The organism is Dyella acidiphila, from assembly GCF_014863405.1.
Classification (GTDB): Bacteria; Pseudomonadota; Gammaproteobacteria; order Xanthomonadales; family Rhodanobacteraceae; genus Dyella_B; species Dyella_B acidiphila.
Map to the genome: position 1 here is coordinate 260,655 of NZ_JACZZA010000012.1, position 15,923 is coordinate 276,577.

Consider the following 15,923-nt stretch of genomic DNA (forward strand, 5'->3'; position numbering starts at 1 on the left):
TGTTTATAGCGTAGCCCATCGCCGTGCTGGAACGCGGCATACCAACTTTCATTTCACTGACGCATAGGGGGTGCGACATGCAGGCTGGCTGAGGGTCAGGCAATGAAGCGGATCAATTTATTTGTCTTTGCGACACATCATTTGTCGAACAATGTCGCGGCCCAGCGCTTCAAAGGGCTGCTGAAATACCTCGATCCGGCCAAGTACCGGGTGTTTATCTTTACGCGCGAGCCCGCCGCGGCTGCGCATGCTGCCGATCTGCCGCCCGGGCTGGATGTCACGGTGTTTCCCCTGGCCGGCCATTGCGTAGGCAGCGAATCCTCGGTGTCGTCGTCGCTGTTGATGCTGGCTGCCGCCTTCATACGCCCGCTGCCCTTGCTGCTTGCGCGCTTCGATGCACCGTCGCGTCCCTGGTTTATCTCGGCGTTGAAAGAAGCCGATCGTCTGTGTCGCGAAAAGCTGGCCATGGGCGAACGCTGTGTGGCGATCGGTACCTATTCCCCCATCGACGCGCTGATTGCCGCGGCAACCCTGGCGCATCGATATGGCATTGTCTGCCTGCAGGACTTCCGCGATGGCCTGGTGTTCGAGCCGCTGGGCAAGCCGGGCTGGCTGCGCACCGCGATCAGAAAGCTGGTCGAGCGCCGGGTGGTGGAAGTCAGCGATCTGATCACGTCGGTCAGCGGTCCGCTGGTCGACGATTTTCGCCGCCGCTATCCGGACAAAACCTCGAAAGTGCTGCCCAACGGCTACGACCCGTCGGATTTTGCCGGCCTGGTCAACGATGCCGACAGCGAAAAGCAGGCGGCGGCAATCATGGCCCGCTATGTGCCCGCGGGCGCTACGTTGATCGGGCACTTCGGGCGGATCGGCGCCAGCGATGCCTCGGCATCGACCAGCCTGGACTGCTTTATCGATGCGATGAATAACACGGTCGCCGGGATGGCGAATGTCCACGTGATGTTCGTCGGTGCACTGACGCCATCCGAGCGCGCGTCGATGGAGCGGGCGAAGTTTTCCATCAGCGTACTGGAGCCGGTCGAACGCAGGCTGGCGCTGCAGCTGATGAAGCAATGCGACAAGCTGTTGCTGCTCACCGGTTCGCGCGCAAGTTGCGCCACCGGCAAGATCTTCGAATACCTGGCCGCCGGCGCCGACATCCTGTGCATTTCGGCGGTACGCAATGCGGCTACCGAGATCCTTGCAGAGACCGGCGCCGGACAGACGCTATTGACCCGCGATCTTGCCGGCGATGCCGGCGCCTTGCGCAAGTTGCTGGCGCCGCCCGCCGAACGCGCAAGCCGCAACATCAAGGCCTATAGCAAGGTTGAACAGGCCGGCATGCTGGATAACTGGATTTCCCAAATGGTGCTGACATGAGTCCCGCCGATAATCGCTCGCTGGTGCCACCGATGCCGCCAACCATGCAGCAGGCGCGCTTGCCTAGGGCCAATGCCTATCAATTTACCGTGCGGCATATGTTCCTCGGCGTGGCGATGCTGTTGCTGCTGTTCACCGTGGTGGTGCCCAACTCGCTGCCGGTGACCACCGCGGTGACCATGGCCATGGCATTTCTGCTGGCCGTGCCGGGCATCCGCTTCAGCGCGTCGCTGAGGAACCTGCTGGCGCTATATGCCTGCACGGTGATGGTGACCGTCATCTACATCATCGTGGGCGGTCTGCACGGTGCGCCGCTACAGGCCATGGTCGAGGTATCGGCGGTCTATATCGCCGCGCCGCTGGCCTGGATGGTCATTGCCGAGGCGTTGCACCGCCAGCTTGGTACCGAGCGCCTGATCGATTGGTTCATCGTGCTCAGCATCCTGTGCGTGGTGAGCGTGGCGGCGTTCTTCTACCTGTTCCTTACCCGCGGTGCAGCGGCGGTATCGTTCTTCTTCCAGGGCGCCAACGTCAATCTGGCCGAAGGCTTCTCCGGTGCGACCATGCATGTATACGGGTCGCTGATCTTTCTGGCCGGCGGATTCTTCAGTTCGCCCGAGCTGATCAAGAACAAGCTGCTGCGATTCTCGCTGCTGATGGCGCTGCTGATCTGCGCGATCACCTCCGGCCGCTCGGCTCTGATCATCTCGGTTCCGATCGGTCTGCTGATCGGCTGGATGCTGTCGTCGCGCACGGTCGAGCATGTGGGCAAGTCGGCGATGGCCCGTCTTCTGCAATATGGCTTGCCGCTGCTGATCGCGTTTATCGCAGCGTTGTATCTGCTGCAGGCTTATACCCAGATCAGCCTTTCATCCGTACTCAACATCGTGTTTGACAAAGTTGCCTCCGGTGGCGGCAGGGCGCGTGCCGACATGTCGCGTTCCTTGTACGCGGGTATTTTCGACAACGGGGGACTTGGGGCTGGCCATGGTGTGGGTGTTTCGTTTGTCAGTGATCCGCTGCATCCCTGGCGCTACGAAGTGGTGTGGCTGGCCACCATCTACCGTGTCGGCATCGTGGGGTCGTTGATCTATGTGATGCCATTCCTGCTCTACGCCATCGGGGTGACCCGCATGGCGCTGGCCCGCCTGCTGCCGGTGCGGCACAAATTCCTGTTCAGCGGCTTCGTGTGTGCGTTTCTCGCCACCAATACCAATCCCTATATCGAAGCCTTCGCGCTGCAGTGGATGTACGTCATCCCGTTGGTGCTCTGGTACATCGAATATCCTTTGATCCTGCGACGGGTGTCCTAATGAAGCGCATCAAGGTGCTGCTGTTTTCCAAGTATTCCAGGCTTGGTCCAAGTTCCCGGCTGCGCAGCCTGCAGTATCTGCCATTACTGCAGGAATACGGCATCGACGTGCAGGTGCACGCGCTGTTTCCGGATGCCTATCTGGAGGAGCTCTATCGCGGCAGCTCGTCGGCTGCCTGGTATCGCGCCTGGTGGCACGGCATGCAGCGCCTCATGCAGCTGCTCCGGCGCAGCGACCACGATTTGACGTGGATCGAAGGCGAGCTGTTTCCCTACCTGCCCAACTGGATCGAATCGGCACTGGCGCGCTCGGTCACGCCGTACGTGGTCGATTACGACGATGCACTGTTTCATAAATACGATCTCTCGCAGAGCCCGTTGATCAGGCGGATGCTGGGCAGAAAGATCGATCATGTGATGCGCGGCGCCACCTGCGTGATCGCCGGCAACGGCTATCTGGCCGCACGTGCCCTGCAGGCGGGCGCGACCCGCACGGCCATCATTCCCACCGTGGTGGATGACCAGCGCTATACCACGGTGACGCATGGCAATGACCGGCAGCCGGTGATCGGCTGGATCGGCTCGCCTGCCACCGAAAGCTATGTGCTGGACAATCGCGAGGTATTGGAGCGTGTCTGCACCAAGCACGGTGCACGCCTGATGCTGGTCGGGCCGCATCCGGGAGTTGCCCAGCAATTCAACGGCCTGGATCCGGAAGTGACGACCTGGTCCGAAGACAGCGAGGTCGCGCTGATCAACCGCATGGATATCGGCATCATGCCGCTGCGCGACGGGCCGTGGGAGCGCGGCAAATGCGGCTACAAGATCATCCAGTACATGGCCTGCGGCCTGCCGGTGGTGGCATCGGCCGTCGGCACCAATAACGCGATCGTGCAGGATGGCGAAAACGGCTTCCTCGCCGACGAGCCGTCCGCATGGGAAGAGCGTTTGGGCCAGTTGATTACGGACTGGTCCTTGCGTTCGCGCATGGGCAGGTCTGGCCGCATGCGCGTGGAGAACGAATACAGCCTCAAGGCACAGGCACCACGACTTGCAGAAGTACTGCGCAACGCAGGGCAGGGCGCATGTGCGGCTTGACCGGTTTCTGGCATTTGCGCGGCGCGAGCCGTGAAATCCTGCGTAGCCAAGCGGAACAGATGTCGAGGCAGTTGACGCATCGCGGCCCCGACGACAGTGGCGTGTGGTGCGACGAAGCGGCCGGCATCGTGCTGGCGCAGCGACGGCTTTCGATTCTCGATCTGTCGGAGGCCGGCCATCAGCCGATGCATTCGGCCTGCGGCCGCTACGTCATCGCGTTCAACGGCGAGATCTACAACCATCTCGAGCTGCGCCAGCGCCTGGCGGCGGAGGGTGCGGCGCCGACATGGCGCGGACACTCCGACACCGAGACCATGCTGGCCTGTTTTGTCGCCTGGGGCATCGAGCGAACCCTGCAGCTGAGCGTCGGCATGTTCGCCTTTGCCGCCTGGGATCGGCAGCAGCGCACGCTGGTGCTTGGACGCGATCGCATGGGCGAGAAGCCGCTGTATTACGGCTGGTGCAAGGACACGCTGCTGTTCGGTTCGGAATTGAAGGCTCTGAAAGTGCATCCCGCTTTCAACGCGCAGATCGACCGCGATGCGCTGACCCTGTTCCTGCGCCATGACTGTGTGCCCGCGCCTTACACCATCTACCAGGGGGTACTGAAACTTCGCCCGGGCCACCTGCTGCAGATCTCTCTCGACGCGCCGCGCGATGCGCAGCCGACGCCGTATTGGCATTACAACGATGTGGTGAGCCAGGGCCTGAGCGAGCCGTTGGCTTGCAGCGACAGCGAGGCCGCCGATGCGCTGGAGCAACGGTTGCGTGCAAGCATTTCATCGCAGATGCTGTCCGACGTACCGCTGGGCGCATTTCTCAGCGGCGGTATCGACAGCAGCACCATCGTTGCCTTGATGCAGGCATCGAGCCACCGCCCGGTCAAAACCTTCACCATCGGCTTCGACGAGAACGGCTACGACGAAGCCGTGCATGCCAGCGCGGTGGCGGGGCATCTGGGCACCGAACACACCGAACTGTATGTCAGCCCCGAAGACGCCCTGGCGGTTATCCCGCGCCTGCCTTCGATTTTCTGCGAGCCGTTTGGCGACAGCTCGCAGATCCCGACCTTCCTGGTCAGCGAATTGACCCGGCGCGAAGTGACGGTTGCACTGAGTGGCGACGGCGGCGATGAATTGTTCGGCGGCTACAACCGCTATCTGACGGCACGCACCACCTGGAAACGCATGTTGCATATGCCGCGCTTTGCGCGGAAGGCGGTGGCCGGCACCTTGCGCACGATCCCACCGGTTGCCTGGGATCGGATGATGGAGCATGCCGGGCCGCTATTGCCCAAGAAATGGCGCCTGGCGGCGCCGGGCGACAAGGCCCACAAGCTGGCCGAAGCGCTGATGGCATCCAATGGCCAGGCCTTCTTTCTCAACGTCGCCAGCCGCTGGAAAGAGCCGGCCAATATGGTGATCGGCTCGCGCGAACCGTCGACCTTGCTGACCGATGCAGAGGCGTGGCCGGAAGCGAGCAATCTGGCGCAATGGATGATGGCGATGGATGCGCAGAGCTATCTGCCCGACGACATCCTGGTGAAGGTCGACCGCGCCGCGATGGCCAATAGCCTGGAAACGCGGGTGCCGATGCTCGATCACCGCGTGGTGGAACTGGCCTGGCGGCTGCCGCTGCATCAGAAGATCCGCCACGGGCAGGGCAAGTGGCTGCTGCGCCAGGTGCTGTACCGGCATGTACCAAAGGAATTGGTCGAGCGCCCCAAGATGGGCTTTGCCGTGCCACTGGATCGCTGGTTGCGCGGCCCCCTGCGTGACTGGGCGGAAAGCCTGCTCAGTGAAAGCCGGCTGCGCCAGGAAGGCTACTTCGAGCCGCATTCGATCCGGCAGAAATGGGAAGAACACTTGAGCGGCCGGCGCAACTGGCAGTACGCACTGTGGACGGTGCTGATGTTCCAGGCATGGCTGGAGGCCAGCCAGCAGTCGGCGTGATGACTGTCTGCCATGGTCAAGCGCGTTCCGCTTCAGGCGAAGCGCCAGGACATGAAGAGGGTGTATGAAAGCCGTTCTGTTTGCCAACACCGACTGGTATCTCTACAACTTCCGGCGCTCGCTCGCGCTGTCCTTGCGTCGCGCCGGCTACGACGTGCTGCTGATTTCGCCGGAAGGCCCGTATGGCCGGAAGCTGCGCAATCTCGGCCTGCGCTGGCAGCCGCTGCCGATGGAGCGGCGCAGCCTGAATGTGTTCCGTGAGCTGGCCTTGCTGGGGTACCTGGTGCGGCTGTTGCGCCGCGAGCAGCCGAATATCGTGCACGGCTTCACCATCAAATGTGCCGTATACGGTTCGCTGGCAGCGCGCATGGCCGGCATTCCTGCACGTGTGAACGCGGTGGCGGGAATGGGCTATGTGTTTACCAGCAATCAGCTGAAGGCGCGGATTCTGCGTCCGGTGGTGCGCCGCCTGCTGCGGCTGGCGCTTGGCGGAAAGGGTGCGCGACTGATCTTGCAGAACGCGGATGACGCGACGTTGTTCAAGCAGGCCGGTCTGGTCGATCCGGCACATATCCGCCTGATCCGCGGCTCGGGCGTGGACTGTGCTCAATTTGCTGGCGTTGCGCCCGAACCTGCCGCCGGCGGACGCCTGCGCGTACTGCTGGCGTGCCGTTTGTTATGGGATAAGGGCGTCGATGAGTATGTCGCGGCCGCGCGGCAACTGCGCAAACAAGGCCGGCCGATCGAAGCGCTGCTGGCGGGCAATTCGGATCCGGGCAATCCAGCAGCGATTCCGGATTCCACCGTGCGCCGCTGGGTGGACGAAGGCGCCATCACCTGGCTGGGTCATGTCGACGATATGCGTCAACTGCTCGGATCCGTGCAGGTTGCGGTGTTGCCGAGCTATCGCGAAGGCCTGCCGCGAAGCCTGATCGAAGCCGCCGCCTGCGGCTTGCCGCTGATTACGACCGATGTGCCCGGATGCCGCGAAGTGGTGTCCGACGGTGTCGACGGCTTGCTGGTGCCGGTCAAGGACGGCGCGGCGCTGGCGGATGCGATCCGGCGGCTGCAGGACGATCCTGCGCTGGCGCGGAAGCTGGGCGAAGCGGCGCGCAGCAAGGCGCGTGCACAGTTCGACGAACGCATCGTCATTCAATGCACCATCGATGTTTACACGGAACTCTGCCATCCGCAGGAGCAGCCGGAGCCGGACAGCCAGGGCAGGCACCTATCGCATTAGGTCACTCGTCGGCGCGCTTGCCGCCGACGTCTTCTTCAATGGGAGGAATTGCCATGCCAGCGTCGCCACACACGGTCAACGTATTGAATTTTCTTCCGGAGGCCGAGCGCGCCAGTATCCGCGCGGGCACCAGCACCTATGACTGCACGAGCGGCATCCAGGCGGCGATCGACAGCGGCGACAAGGTGCTTATTCCTGCCGGGATTTATCACGTCAGGCAGCTGAATCTTAAATCCAACCTGGAGCTGTATGGCGAGGGGCCGACCAGCGAGTTGATCGCGTATGACAGTTCGGTAGCCTGCGAATTCATGCTGGTTACCTATGTGCGCGATGGGGGCACTCCCAACGTGGATGACAACATGCGCAACATCCTCGTGCATGATCTCAAGCTCAACGGGCGCGTTAGCGAATTTACCTACTCGCAGTACTTCTATCTCTTTGCCGTCAACGCCACCTCGGACCTGACGGTCGAGCGCGTGGTGTTTTATGGCTTCCGCGGAGATGGCATGTACGTAGGGTCGGGGACCCTGAAGACCACGGAACGACACAATCAGCGCGTCATCGTGCGCGACTGCCTGTTCGACGGGGCGGTGAAGGACAACCGCAACGGCTTGTCGATCATCGACTGCGATCAGCTGACCGTGACCGGTTGCACCTTCACCAATATCGGCAACAGCAAGCTGTCCCATTCGGTCGGGGCGATCGATTTCGAGCCGGATCACAACTGGAGCATCTACCGGAACGTACTTATTTCGCAGTGCAAGTTCACCGACATCGATACCGTGAACACGGCGGGGATCACATTCTTCAACGGGCACCAGAGTGGCGAGAACATCCACGACTGGAAGGTGACGAACTGCCAGTTCACCAATTGCTACTGGGGTATCTGCTGCGCAACCAAGCCGAAGACAGCGGAAGATGTGCCGGACAATCTCTCGGTATTGAACTGCCAGTTCCTCAATTCGGTGCGCTTCGACATCACCCTCGGCGGCTTGAGCTATACACAGATCAGCAAATGCACGTTCGAGCGCTCGCCGCCGGGATCGGGGCCGGGTGGGGACTCGATCCGGTTGGGCTCCAATACTTGGCGAACCAACAAGAACGCGATCAACACCGTCATTACCGGCAACACCTTCAACGGCATACGCCCGCAGATGGGGGCAATCGGCGTGTATGGTGCGAAGGGGCTGGTGTGCGCAGGCAACACCTTTATCGACATCTACGGACCCTGTGTGAGCTTCGCCGAAGACGAATCCGACGATGCCGGCCGCTATATCGGCGATGTGATCATCTCCGGCAACAAGGTCCGGCGTGCCGGCACGCTCAGCTCAGGCCGTGCCATTCCCATGTCGTTTCTGGGTACCAACAACCAGCTGCGGGTGGTCAAGGGCAATATGAGCCTGCAGGGATCCTTCAACTACGACAACGATATCCAGCAGGGCATTGTGGAAATCGAGGATGCGGCGGATATCCAGTTCATGGGTACGAGATAGGCGCCGCATGAAAAACGACGCCGCAGCAAAGGCTGCGGCGTCGAGGGTCATCGGGGAAAACGCAGTTTAGGTACGGATGGGTTTGTTGCTGACCCGCGCGGGCGCGACAAGGCGCGTGGCTTGGCGATTCCGATGGGCATCCTGACGTGCCCGCACGCTGGTGACGGTCAGGATGTACACCATCATGGTCAGGCAGAACGCCGTAAGGTTCAGGCCGGCAGAGGTCGCCGAGTGGCTGATAAGCGCGCCCATGGTGGCGATGCCGACGGCCAGGGCAATCAGTGCCAGCAGGGTTTTGCGCGGACCCAGGCCAGCGTCCATAAGAACGTGATGGACATGCCCGCGATCGGGCTTGAACGGCGACTTGCCTTGGCGAATACGCCGCAGCATCACCGCGAAGGTGTCGAACACCGGCAGTGCCACGCACCACAGCACATCGACCGGCGACAGATGCGTCTGCGAGGTCTGGCTGATGCGCACCAGCGACCACGCCAGCAGATAGCCGATCAGCATGCTGCCGGCATCGCCGAGGAAGATCTTGCGGCCGGCGAAGCCGAGATTGGCGATCAGGTAAGGCAGCGAAGCGGTTGCCAGCAAGGCCAGCAGCAGCATCATCTCTTGCAGTGCCGGCGGATGGGCGAACAAGACCATGGCTGCAATGCTCACCAGCTCAAGGCTGCCGGCAAGGCCGTCGATGCCGTCCATCAGGTTAAATGCGTTCATCAGGCCGATCACTGCAACCACCGTCAACGGCGGCCCGAACCAGCCGAGTTCCACCTGATAGCCGAAGATGTGCCCCAGCGTGTGAATGTAGACACCGGTGCTGGCAATGACGGTCAAGGTGGCCAGCGCCTGGATCAGCAGGCGATCGCGCACGCTGAGGTCGAAGCGGTCATCCAGCGCGCCGAGCAAGGTCAGCATCATGGCGGTGTCGATCAGGATCTTCACAAACCAGTGGAACTGGCCGTAGGCGGCGGCGCCCACGATTACGCCCATGAAGATGGCGATGCCACCCACCAGCGGGACGTCGCCGTTGTGCTGCTTGCGTTGGTCGGGATGGTCCATCAGACCAAGCATGACGGCATATCTTCGCAGCATGAAGATGGCGATGGCCGAGGTGCAGGCGCCGACCAGACAGTCGAAAATTACGCGTGGCTCTAACATGGCACTTTGATTCCCGTCGCGGTCAGAAGGTCCCCCCGGGCCTGCGCGATTTACTTGGTAAGTGGTACAGCCAGCGAGCGTTGCAAGGCACAACCAGCTGCGTCTATCCATCCGCGATCATCAGATCGCTGCCATCTCCTGCATGAAACATGTGAGGTTGAAGCACACAGGCCTGCATCGACTGCTGCGACAACAGGCCTGGCTTTAACCGCCACTTCTGGAACCTATCACCTCTGGATATCAATTTGTGTTGCGGCAAACGGATGTGTTCAGTGCGTAACCATCTAGTTGTTGATTAGGTCAACGCGCTGTTAAAAAGATTCCAGTACTCAGCTGGTAACGAGATTGCAGCAAATCAGTGGCTCTCGCTCACGGAATAGTTGGTGTAGGCCGCGCTGCTGATCAGGCTGGCCGACGGCAGCAGCTGGCTCAGCACACGGTTCCAGCGGGTAATGCCTGCAGGGCCGACGAACACCACGTCGCCTGGCTTCACCCTGAACTCGTCGCCCAATGTGAACGCGGCAGGTGAACGAGCATCGAGCTGAAAGACTTTCGCGGGTGCATTGTCCAGATCGTTCGCACCACGGATCACATAGACCTGCTTGCCGCTGGCCGTGAGTGGATTGAGGCCGCCGGCGCGGCCCAGGGCCTGGGTCAGCGTAAGCGCATCGGAGGTACCGAAGTTGACCGCCATCGGCCGTATGACTTCACCCATCAAGTACACCTCGCGGGTGTCGTTGTAGGGCAGGAACAGGCGATCGCCATCCTTCAGGTAGATATCGCGCGAGAGGCTCCTGGCACCGTTCAGGGCGGCCAGATCCAGATGGTAGTCGTGGCCGTCGCGGCTCAGGATCAAGTCGGTGATATTGGCCTGCGTAATATTGATATTGGCGGTACCGAGCGCTTGCCACAGCGTCAGCGGTACGGCATTGATCGGCTGCGGATCCGTCTTGATGAAGGCGCCCTGGATCATCACGTGCTGGCTGTTGTAGCCAACCACGTTCACATCTACCTGGGGGTCCTTCACAAAGGTGGAGAGCTTGCTGGTGATGGATTGCCGCAGCTGCTCGATGGTCATGCCGGCGACATGGACCGCGCCGATATAGGGATAGAACAGCGTACCGTCCGAGCGCACGAGGCGGCCATTGGCAGCGGTCTGCTGCTGCACGCCGGCAGGCGACGTCAGCTCCGGATGATCCCACACGGTGATGTAAAGCGTATCGCCTGCGCCGATGTGATAGGGCTCTGGCCGATACGACAGCAAGGCGTCAGGTACCGCTGCGCTCAGCGATACGGGACTGTTCGTCGCAAGCAGCTGCGGCGTGATCATCACCAGCTGAACCTGGCTGTTGTCCGTGGGTGTGCCGCGCACCAATCCTTTGTCTGTTACGTATTGTCCGGGCGCTATGGCGCAGCTCTGGAGCAGAAGTGCAGAGCTGAGAACGAGCAAGGGGGGTAGGATTTTCACGGTTAGCGGGATCCTTTTGAGAAGGTGTGCCACCAAGGCAAGGATTCACCGGCATGTCGGTGAATTGCCATCGAGTTCAGCTTTGTGAAGCACGCCGTCGACAACAATCGAACGGCGCTTCAAAAAACTTCCCCGAGTCCCTTCGCTAGTGATTTCGACCGCGTGTATGTAAGCGGGATATCAAAAGGGCGGTACTTGATGCCATAGGTGTCGTGAACAGAGCATTTACGCTTCGCGGAAAAATGTCGTCGATGCGGCATGCAACTTGCGCCGTGGTCAAAGCGTCTTCTCATACGTGAACCACGAGAAAATGAGATCGGAAGAACAATAGAAATAGACGTCCGTAGCGATGCGAGTCGTGCTTTCATTGAGAGATCACACTCGACGGAGCGTTGAATTCGCAAGGCCGATGCGCAAGAAGTATTGGCCATCAAGATGAATGCGTATGCCATGCATCAGCCAAGGCCGGGCGTGGCACTTTGCTGCGAATGCTGCCGTCGTGCTTTTCGGCAGTGTATGCCGTGCCGACACCAGCTTATTCATGATCAAGGCGCCGTCACGCGGCGCAATCGTTCCGTCGCCATCCATGCTTGATCGGTGACATTGATGCGGTAATCCACATCGCTACACGAGTCCAGGGGGAAAAGTGTCGAAACCTACAACTGGATAGAGATAGCCAACATGAAAGTACTCATCACAGGCACCGCCGGCTTCATCGGATCGCATGTCGCCGCCAAACTGCTTGACCGCGGTGACCATGTCATAGGTATCGACAATCTCAACGACTATTACGATGTCAATTTGAAGAAGGCGCGGCTGGCGCGCTTGTCCGATCGGGCCAATTACACCCATGTGTATGCCGACCTGGCCGATCGCGCCGCCATCGAAGCTGCCTTTGCGACGCACAAGCCGCAGCGTGTGGTGAATCTTGCTGCACAGGCCGGCGTGCGATATGCCGCAAAGAATCCCCATGTCTACGTAAGCAGCAATGTCACCGGATTCCTGCATATTCTGGAAGGCTGCCGGCATCACGGGGTGGAGCATCTGGTCTTTGCATCCACCAGCTCGGTATATGGCGCCAACACGGCCATGCCGTTCTCCGAGCACGAATCCACCGAGCACCCCTTGACGCTCTACGCGGCCAGCAAGAAGGCGAACGAGCAAATGGCGCATAGCTATGCGCATCTCTACGGTATTCCATGCACCGGCCTGCGCTTCTTTACGGTATACGGCCCGTGGGGCAGGCCGGACATGGCGCTATTCCTGTTCACCAAGGCGATGCTGGCCGGAGAGCCGATCAAGGTCTTCAATCACGGCAAGCACAAGCGCAGCTTCACTTATGTGGACGATATTGCCGAAGGCGTGGTGCGGACGCTGGACGTGGTGCCGGACAAGTCGGCGGCATGGAACGGCAACGACCCCGATCCGGCCAGCAGTGGTGTAGCGCCATATCGCATCTACAACATCGGCAACGAGCAGCCGGTGCAGCTGCTGCGCTACATCGAAGTGCTGGAGCAGTGCCTCGGCTGCAAGGCAAAGATGGAGATGTTGCCGCTGCAGGCGGGCGACGTGCCGGATACCGAGGCCGATGTCTCGGCCCTGGTCGAGGCCGTCGGTTATCGCCCGCAGGTATCGGTGGAGGCGGGCGTGGCGAACTTCGTGAACTGGTATCGCGAGTATTACGGCTGAGGGCTGCGGTCCTTGTCTGCAGCTGAATCGTCGGCCACAACACTTGCTGCACTGCAGCTCGATGTAGCCCGCGCTTGGCAGTCCTCTTTGAATGTTGCTGATGGCAATTGAGATGGTCCGCTGGCAATGGCCTGCTGGACCCATGTAAATCATTTACTTACAAGGCAGAGCGTGAATATTCGCAGCTCTTTCGATAACTGCTTCAGCCAGCTCCAGGCTGGCTGATATTCCCTGTTTAACATCATTGCTCCAATTCGGCGCATTTCCTCATCAACCCTTCAGAGTTCTGACATAAGAATCAGTCCAATTCGTTCGACGCATACCGCAAGGGTAGCCAGGGAAGGTGAGCTGCCAGGATGGCTGTCCGCCCTTGATGCTGCGTCGGTATTCGATGCTTCAAGGGGGTGGCATCCTGACTAATGAGGCGTGGCCTATATATGCCGGGCATATTTACTATCTCGCTGGATCTTGAGTTGTATTGGGGTGTGCGCGACAGCCGCAGCTTCGAGAATTACGAAGCCAACTTGAGCGGCGAGCGCGAAGCCATTCGCGGCATGCTCGACCTGTTCGATGCGCATGGCGTGCATGCCACCTGGGCCACTATCGGCTTTTTGTTCTTCAACGACATTGTCGAATTGCGACAACACCTGCCTGGTGTATTGCCCGACTATCGTCGCCGGCAATTGTCTTCTTATCTTTATATCGACGAGCGCAGCTGGGGCCATGATGACGCCTACCATTTCGCGCCCGACATGATTGAATTGATACGCAGCCGCCCCGGCCAGGAAATCGGCACACATACCTTTTCGCATTACTACTGCCTGGAAGACGGACAGACCATCGAATCCTTCCGTGCGGATCTGCAGGCGGCCGTGGAGGCCGCCAAGGCCAAGGGCATTCCCACCAGCAGCCTGGTATTTCCGCGTAACCAAGGCAATCCTTCTTATCTGGCGGTGCTCGAGGAACTGGGTATCTCCTGCTATCGCGGCAACGAGACTGCATCGTTTTACAAGCCGAGAAACCAGCAGGAACAGAGCTCGTGGGTGCGTGCGCTGCGCCTGCTCGATTCCTACGTAAACTTGAGCGGCTACAACACCTACAACCTGGAAGAATGTGCGCATAGCCGCCCGTTCAATGTTCCCGCCAGCCGCTTCTTGCGTCCCTACTCACGCTCCTTGGCGCCGCTGGATGGCTTGCGTCTGCATCGCATCAAACGCGCCATGCGCGATGCGGCGATCGGAAACCGGCTGTTCCACCTTTGGTGGCATCCGCATAATTTCGGTGCCGACGTAAGCGAGAACCTGGCCTTCCTGGAGAAGATCCTGGCTTACTACGACGAGCTCCATAAGCGCTACGGCATGCAGTCGTGCAATATGGGCGAGATAGCGCACGCGCTGGAACGCATGCATGTCGCTTAAGACAAGGATTGTGCTGCTTGCCGGCGATGGATTGTCTACACGTGGGATGTATCACGGCCTGAAGGATGAATTCGATATCGTCGCGGTGGTGCTCGAACAGAAACCCTCCGCGCTGAAGATGCTGCGCTATCGTGCGCGTACCCTCGGCATCCTCCAGACCCTGGGGCAGCTCGGCTTTATTATTTACAGCCGGCTGCTAGGTCGCGCTTCGCATGCACGCATTGAGCAGTTGCTGCAAAAGCATGAATTATCGGATGCGCCGATTCCCGAGCAGGTGATTACCCATATCGCCAGCGCCAACGAGCGCGGGGTGGCAAAGCGCCTGCAAAAACTGTCGCCGCACGCCGTGGTAGTGAATGGCACGCGCATCCTGTCGAAAAAGCTGCTTGCTTCGGTGGAAGCGCCCTTTATCAACACGCATATGGGCATCACGCCGACCTACCGCGGCGTGCATGGCGGCTATTGGGCCTTGGCCAGCGATGACCTCGCGCACTGCGGCGTGACCGTTCATCTGGTGGACCCAGGTGTCGATACTGGCGGCGTGCTGTATCAAGCGCTGATCAAACCGGAGATGGAGGACAACTTCGCTACCTATCCGGTATTGCAGTTGGCAGAAGGTGTGCCGCTGATGCGGGCTGCTTTGCGCGATGTTGCCGCGGGGCGCCTAACGTCGCGCGCCGGCGAGGGACCGTCTCGACAGTGGTATCACCCGACCTTGTTCGGGTATTGGACAACCCGGCTCAAGCGTGGCGTCAAATGAGCGAAGCAGCCCCGATTTGTCTGTTCCTAATGGCATAGTTCTTCCAGCATCCAAGGGAGAGAGGGGACGCTGACCTGCTTAGGTCAACTTGCCTGCTAGGCAACTAGTTCACTTGAACACGAAGATCAGGCAGGCCTAGACTTCCGCGCTCGACCACGCGACGGGAAGGAAAGCATGAAGACGTCAACGACGCTTATCGGCCTCCTAGTGATGTCGGCGTGCTCAGCCGCCATGGCCTCTCATGGCGGTGGAACGGATACATCGACCGCGCCAGTGGCAACAAGCGCCACGGCTCCATCGCAAATGTCCCTGCTTTATCCGCGAATCGGCACCTGGCAGGTGGTCATTCGAACCGTGCCGAGCAAAAGTCTTCCGAAGGGCGGTCTTGATAAGGGTGTCGCGACAATCAAGCAAGGTCCCGGTGGTTTTTCTATCGTCCAGGACTTTTGGTCGCGCGGAACCGGCGGATACACCGTAGGCCAAAGCTACACGTGGTGGGATGCCAACGCGAAGGCGTACAAGAGTGTGTGGTGCGACAACATGCAAGGCTGCGTGGAATTCACCACTGCAGTCGATGGCAACTCCTGGACAGTGGAAATGGATGGCGAGGCCAACGGCGAGAAAGTACATACCGTAATACGCGCCACCATGAGCAAGGATCACAACGCCATCCACGAAGAGGTGGCGAATTCCTATAACGGAGGCCCTGCCAGGACGGAAACAGTCAGCGAATATAGGCGTGTTACGTCCGGTGCGACATAGGCGCGGTAAGTTGCACCGTTCTCGTCCCGGAATTTTGCGTCTTACGTAATAAGTGGCGGCATGGGCGCATTCAACCTGCCGTAACCGCTTGATCGGGCGCGTCGCCGTGAAGGGAGTCTTCACCGCAAACAGGAGTCCGTTAGCCGTTCCTGCGGCCATTAGTCGAAGAATGCTCCTGTGTCGATTC

General features: G+C 60.2%; 12 protein-coding genes. 10 read left to right on the top strand and 2 right to left on the bottom strand.

From position 1 onward, the window contains the following. The first annotated feature begins 102 nt into the window (after positions 1-102). The 6 genes from IGX34_RS18005 (at position 103) to IGX34_RS18030 (ending at position 8,475) form a co-directional block, all read left to right on the top strand. Positions 103-1,380 (top strand): glycosyltransferase family protein, encoded by a 1,278-nt coding sequence (locus tag IGX34_RS18005; RefSeq protein WP_192557116.1) that lies wholly within the window; start codon positions 103-105, stop codon positions 1,378-1,380. Beyond that, positions 1,377-2,693: a hypothetical protein gene (locus IGX34_RS18010; RefSeq protein WP_192557117.1), complete on the top strand. Its 1,317-nt coding sequence runs from the start codon at positions 1,377-1,379 to the stop codon at positions 2,691-2,693. The genes IGX34_RS18005 and IGX34_RS18010 overlap by 4 nt, the downstream gene beginning before the upstream one ends. Next, a complete protein-coding gene (locus IGX34_RS18015) occupies positions 2,693-3,790 on the top strand; it encodes a glycosyltransferase family 4 protein (RefSeq protein WP_192557118.1) in 1,098 nt (365 codons plus the stop codon). Before IGX34_RS18010 ends, IGX34_RS18015 begins: the two co-directional genes overlap by 1 nt. Further along, the gene (asnB, locus tag IGX34_RS18020; protein WP_192557119.1) at positions 3,778-5,742 is read left to right on the top strand and encodes an asparagine synthase (glutamine-hydrolyzing); all 1,965 of its coding nucleotides are present in this window, start codon (positions 3,778-3,780) and stop codon (positions 5,740-5,742) included. The genes IGX34_RS18015 and asnB overlap by 13 nt, the downstream gene beginning before the upstream one ends. Positions 5,743-5,806: 64 nt before the next feature. Next, the gene (locus IGX34_RS18025; protein ID WP_192557120.1) at positions 5,807-6,982 is read left to right on the top strand and encodes a glycosyltransferase family 4 protein; all 1,176 of its coding nucleotides are present in this window, start codon (positions 5,807-5,809) and stop codon (positions 6,980-6,982) included. 53 nt (positions 6,983-7,035) lie between these two features. After that, positions 7,036-8,475 carry a polysaccharide lyase domain-containing protein gene (locus IGX34_RS18030; protein ID WP_192557121.1) on the top strand — a complete coding sequence of 480 codons (1,440 nt, stop codon included), beginning with the start codon at positions 7,036-7,038 and terminating at the stop codon, positions 8,473-8,475. A 66-nt stretch (positions 8,476-8,541) separates the two neighbouring features. Here IGX34_RS18030 and IGX34_RS18035 read toward each other — a convergent pair whose 3' ends face one another. Next, on the bottom strand, positions 8,542-9,639 hold the full coding sequence (locus IGX34_RS18035) for an undecaprenyl/decaprenyl-phosphate alpha-N-acetylglucosaminyl 1-phosphate transferase (RefSeq protein ID WP_192557122.1): 1,098 nt from the start codon (positions 9,637-9,639) through the stop codon (positions 8,542-8,544). A gap of 355 nt (positions 9,640-9,994) precedes the next feature. Beyond that, positions 9,995-11,011 (bottom strand): polysaccharide biosynthesis/export family protein, encoded by a 1,017-nt coding sequence (locus IGX34_RS18040; protein WP_338015503.1) that lies wholly within the window; start codon positions 11,009-11,011, stop codon positions 9,995-9,997. Between the two features lie 777 nt (positions 11,012-11,788). Between IGX34_RS18040 and IGX34_RS18045 the strand changes: the two genes are divergently transcribed. From IGX34_RS18045 to IGX34_RS18060, 4 genes are all read left to right on the top strand, one after another. Next, the gene (locus IGX34_RS18045) at positions 11,789-12,796 is read left to right on the top strand and encodes an NAD-dependent epimerase (RefSeq protein WP_192557123.1); all 1,008 of its coding nucleotides are present in this window, start codon (positions 11,789-11,791) and stop codon (positions 12,794-12,796) included. Between the two features lie 437 nt (positions 12,797-13,233). Further along, complete coding sequence (locus tag IGX34_RS18050) at positions 13,234-14,214, top strand: polysaccharide deacetylase family protein (protein ID WP_192557124.1); 981 nt, start codon at positions 13,234-13,236, stop codon at positions 14,212-14,214. Next, positions 14,204-14,974, top strand: a complete 771-nt coding sequence (locus tag IGX34_RS18055) for a formyl transferase (protein ID WP_192557125.1) — start codon at positions 14,204-14,206, stop codon at positions 14,972-14,974. The genes IGX34_RS18050 and IGX34_RS18055 overlap by 11 nt, the downstream gene beginning before the upstream one ends. Positions 14,975-15,148: 174 nt before the next feature. After that, the gene (locus IGX34_RS18060; RefSeq protein WP_192557126.1) at positions 15,149-15,736 is read left to right on the top strand and encodes a hypothetical protein; all 588 of its coding nucleotides are present in this window, start codon (positions 15,149-15,151) and stop codon (positions 15,734-15,736) included. Positions 15,737-15,923: the final 187 nt, after the last annotated feature.

Coding starts and splice junctions, on each gene's coding strand:
- IGX34_RS18005 (WP_192557116.1), top strand. CDS start 103: ATGAAGCGGATCAATTTATTTGTCTTTGCGACACATCATTTGTCGAAC.
- IGX34_RS18010 (WP_192557117.1), top strand. CDS start 1,377: ATGAGTCCCGCCGATAATCGCTCGCTGGTGCCACCGATGCCGCCAACC.
- IGX34_RS18015 (WP_192557118.1), top strand. CDS start 2,693: ATGAAGCGCATCAAGGTGCTGCTGTTTTCCAAGTATTCCAGGCTTGGT.
- asnB (WP_192557119.1), top strand. CDS start 3,778: ATGTGCGGCTTGACCGGTTTCTGGCATTTGCGCGGCGCGAGCCGTGAA.
- IGX34_RS18025 (WP_192557120.1), top strand. CDS start 5,807: ATGAAAGCCGTTCTGTTTGCCAACACCGACTGGTATCTCTACAACTTC.
- IGX34_RS18030 (WP_192557121.1), top strand. CDS start 7,036: ATGCCAGCGTCGCCACACACGGTCAACGTATTGAATTTTCTTCCGGAG.
- IGX34_RS18035 (WP_192557122.1), bottom strand. CDS start 9,639: ATGTTAGAGCCACGCGTAATTTTCGACTGTCTGGTCGGCGCCTGCACC.
- IGX34_RS18045 (WP_192557123.1), top strand. CDS start 11,789: ATGAAAGTACTCATCACAGGCACCGCCGGCTTCATCGGATCGCATGTC.
- IGX34_RS18050 (WP_192557124.1), top strand. CDS start 13,234: ATGCCGGGCATATTTACTATCTCGCTGGATCTTGAGTTGTATTGGGGT.
- IGX34_RS18055 (WP_192557125.1), top strand. CDS start 14,204: ATGTCGCTTAAGACAAGGATTGTGCTGCTTGCCGGCGATGGATTGTCT.
- IGX34_RS18060 (WP_192557126.1), top strand. CDS start 15,149: ATGAAGACGTCAACGACGCTTATCGGCCTCCTAGTGATGTCGGCGTGC.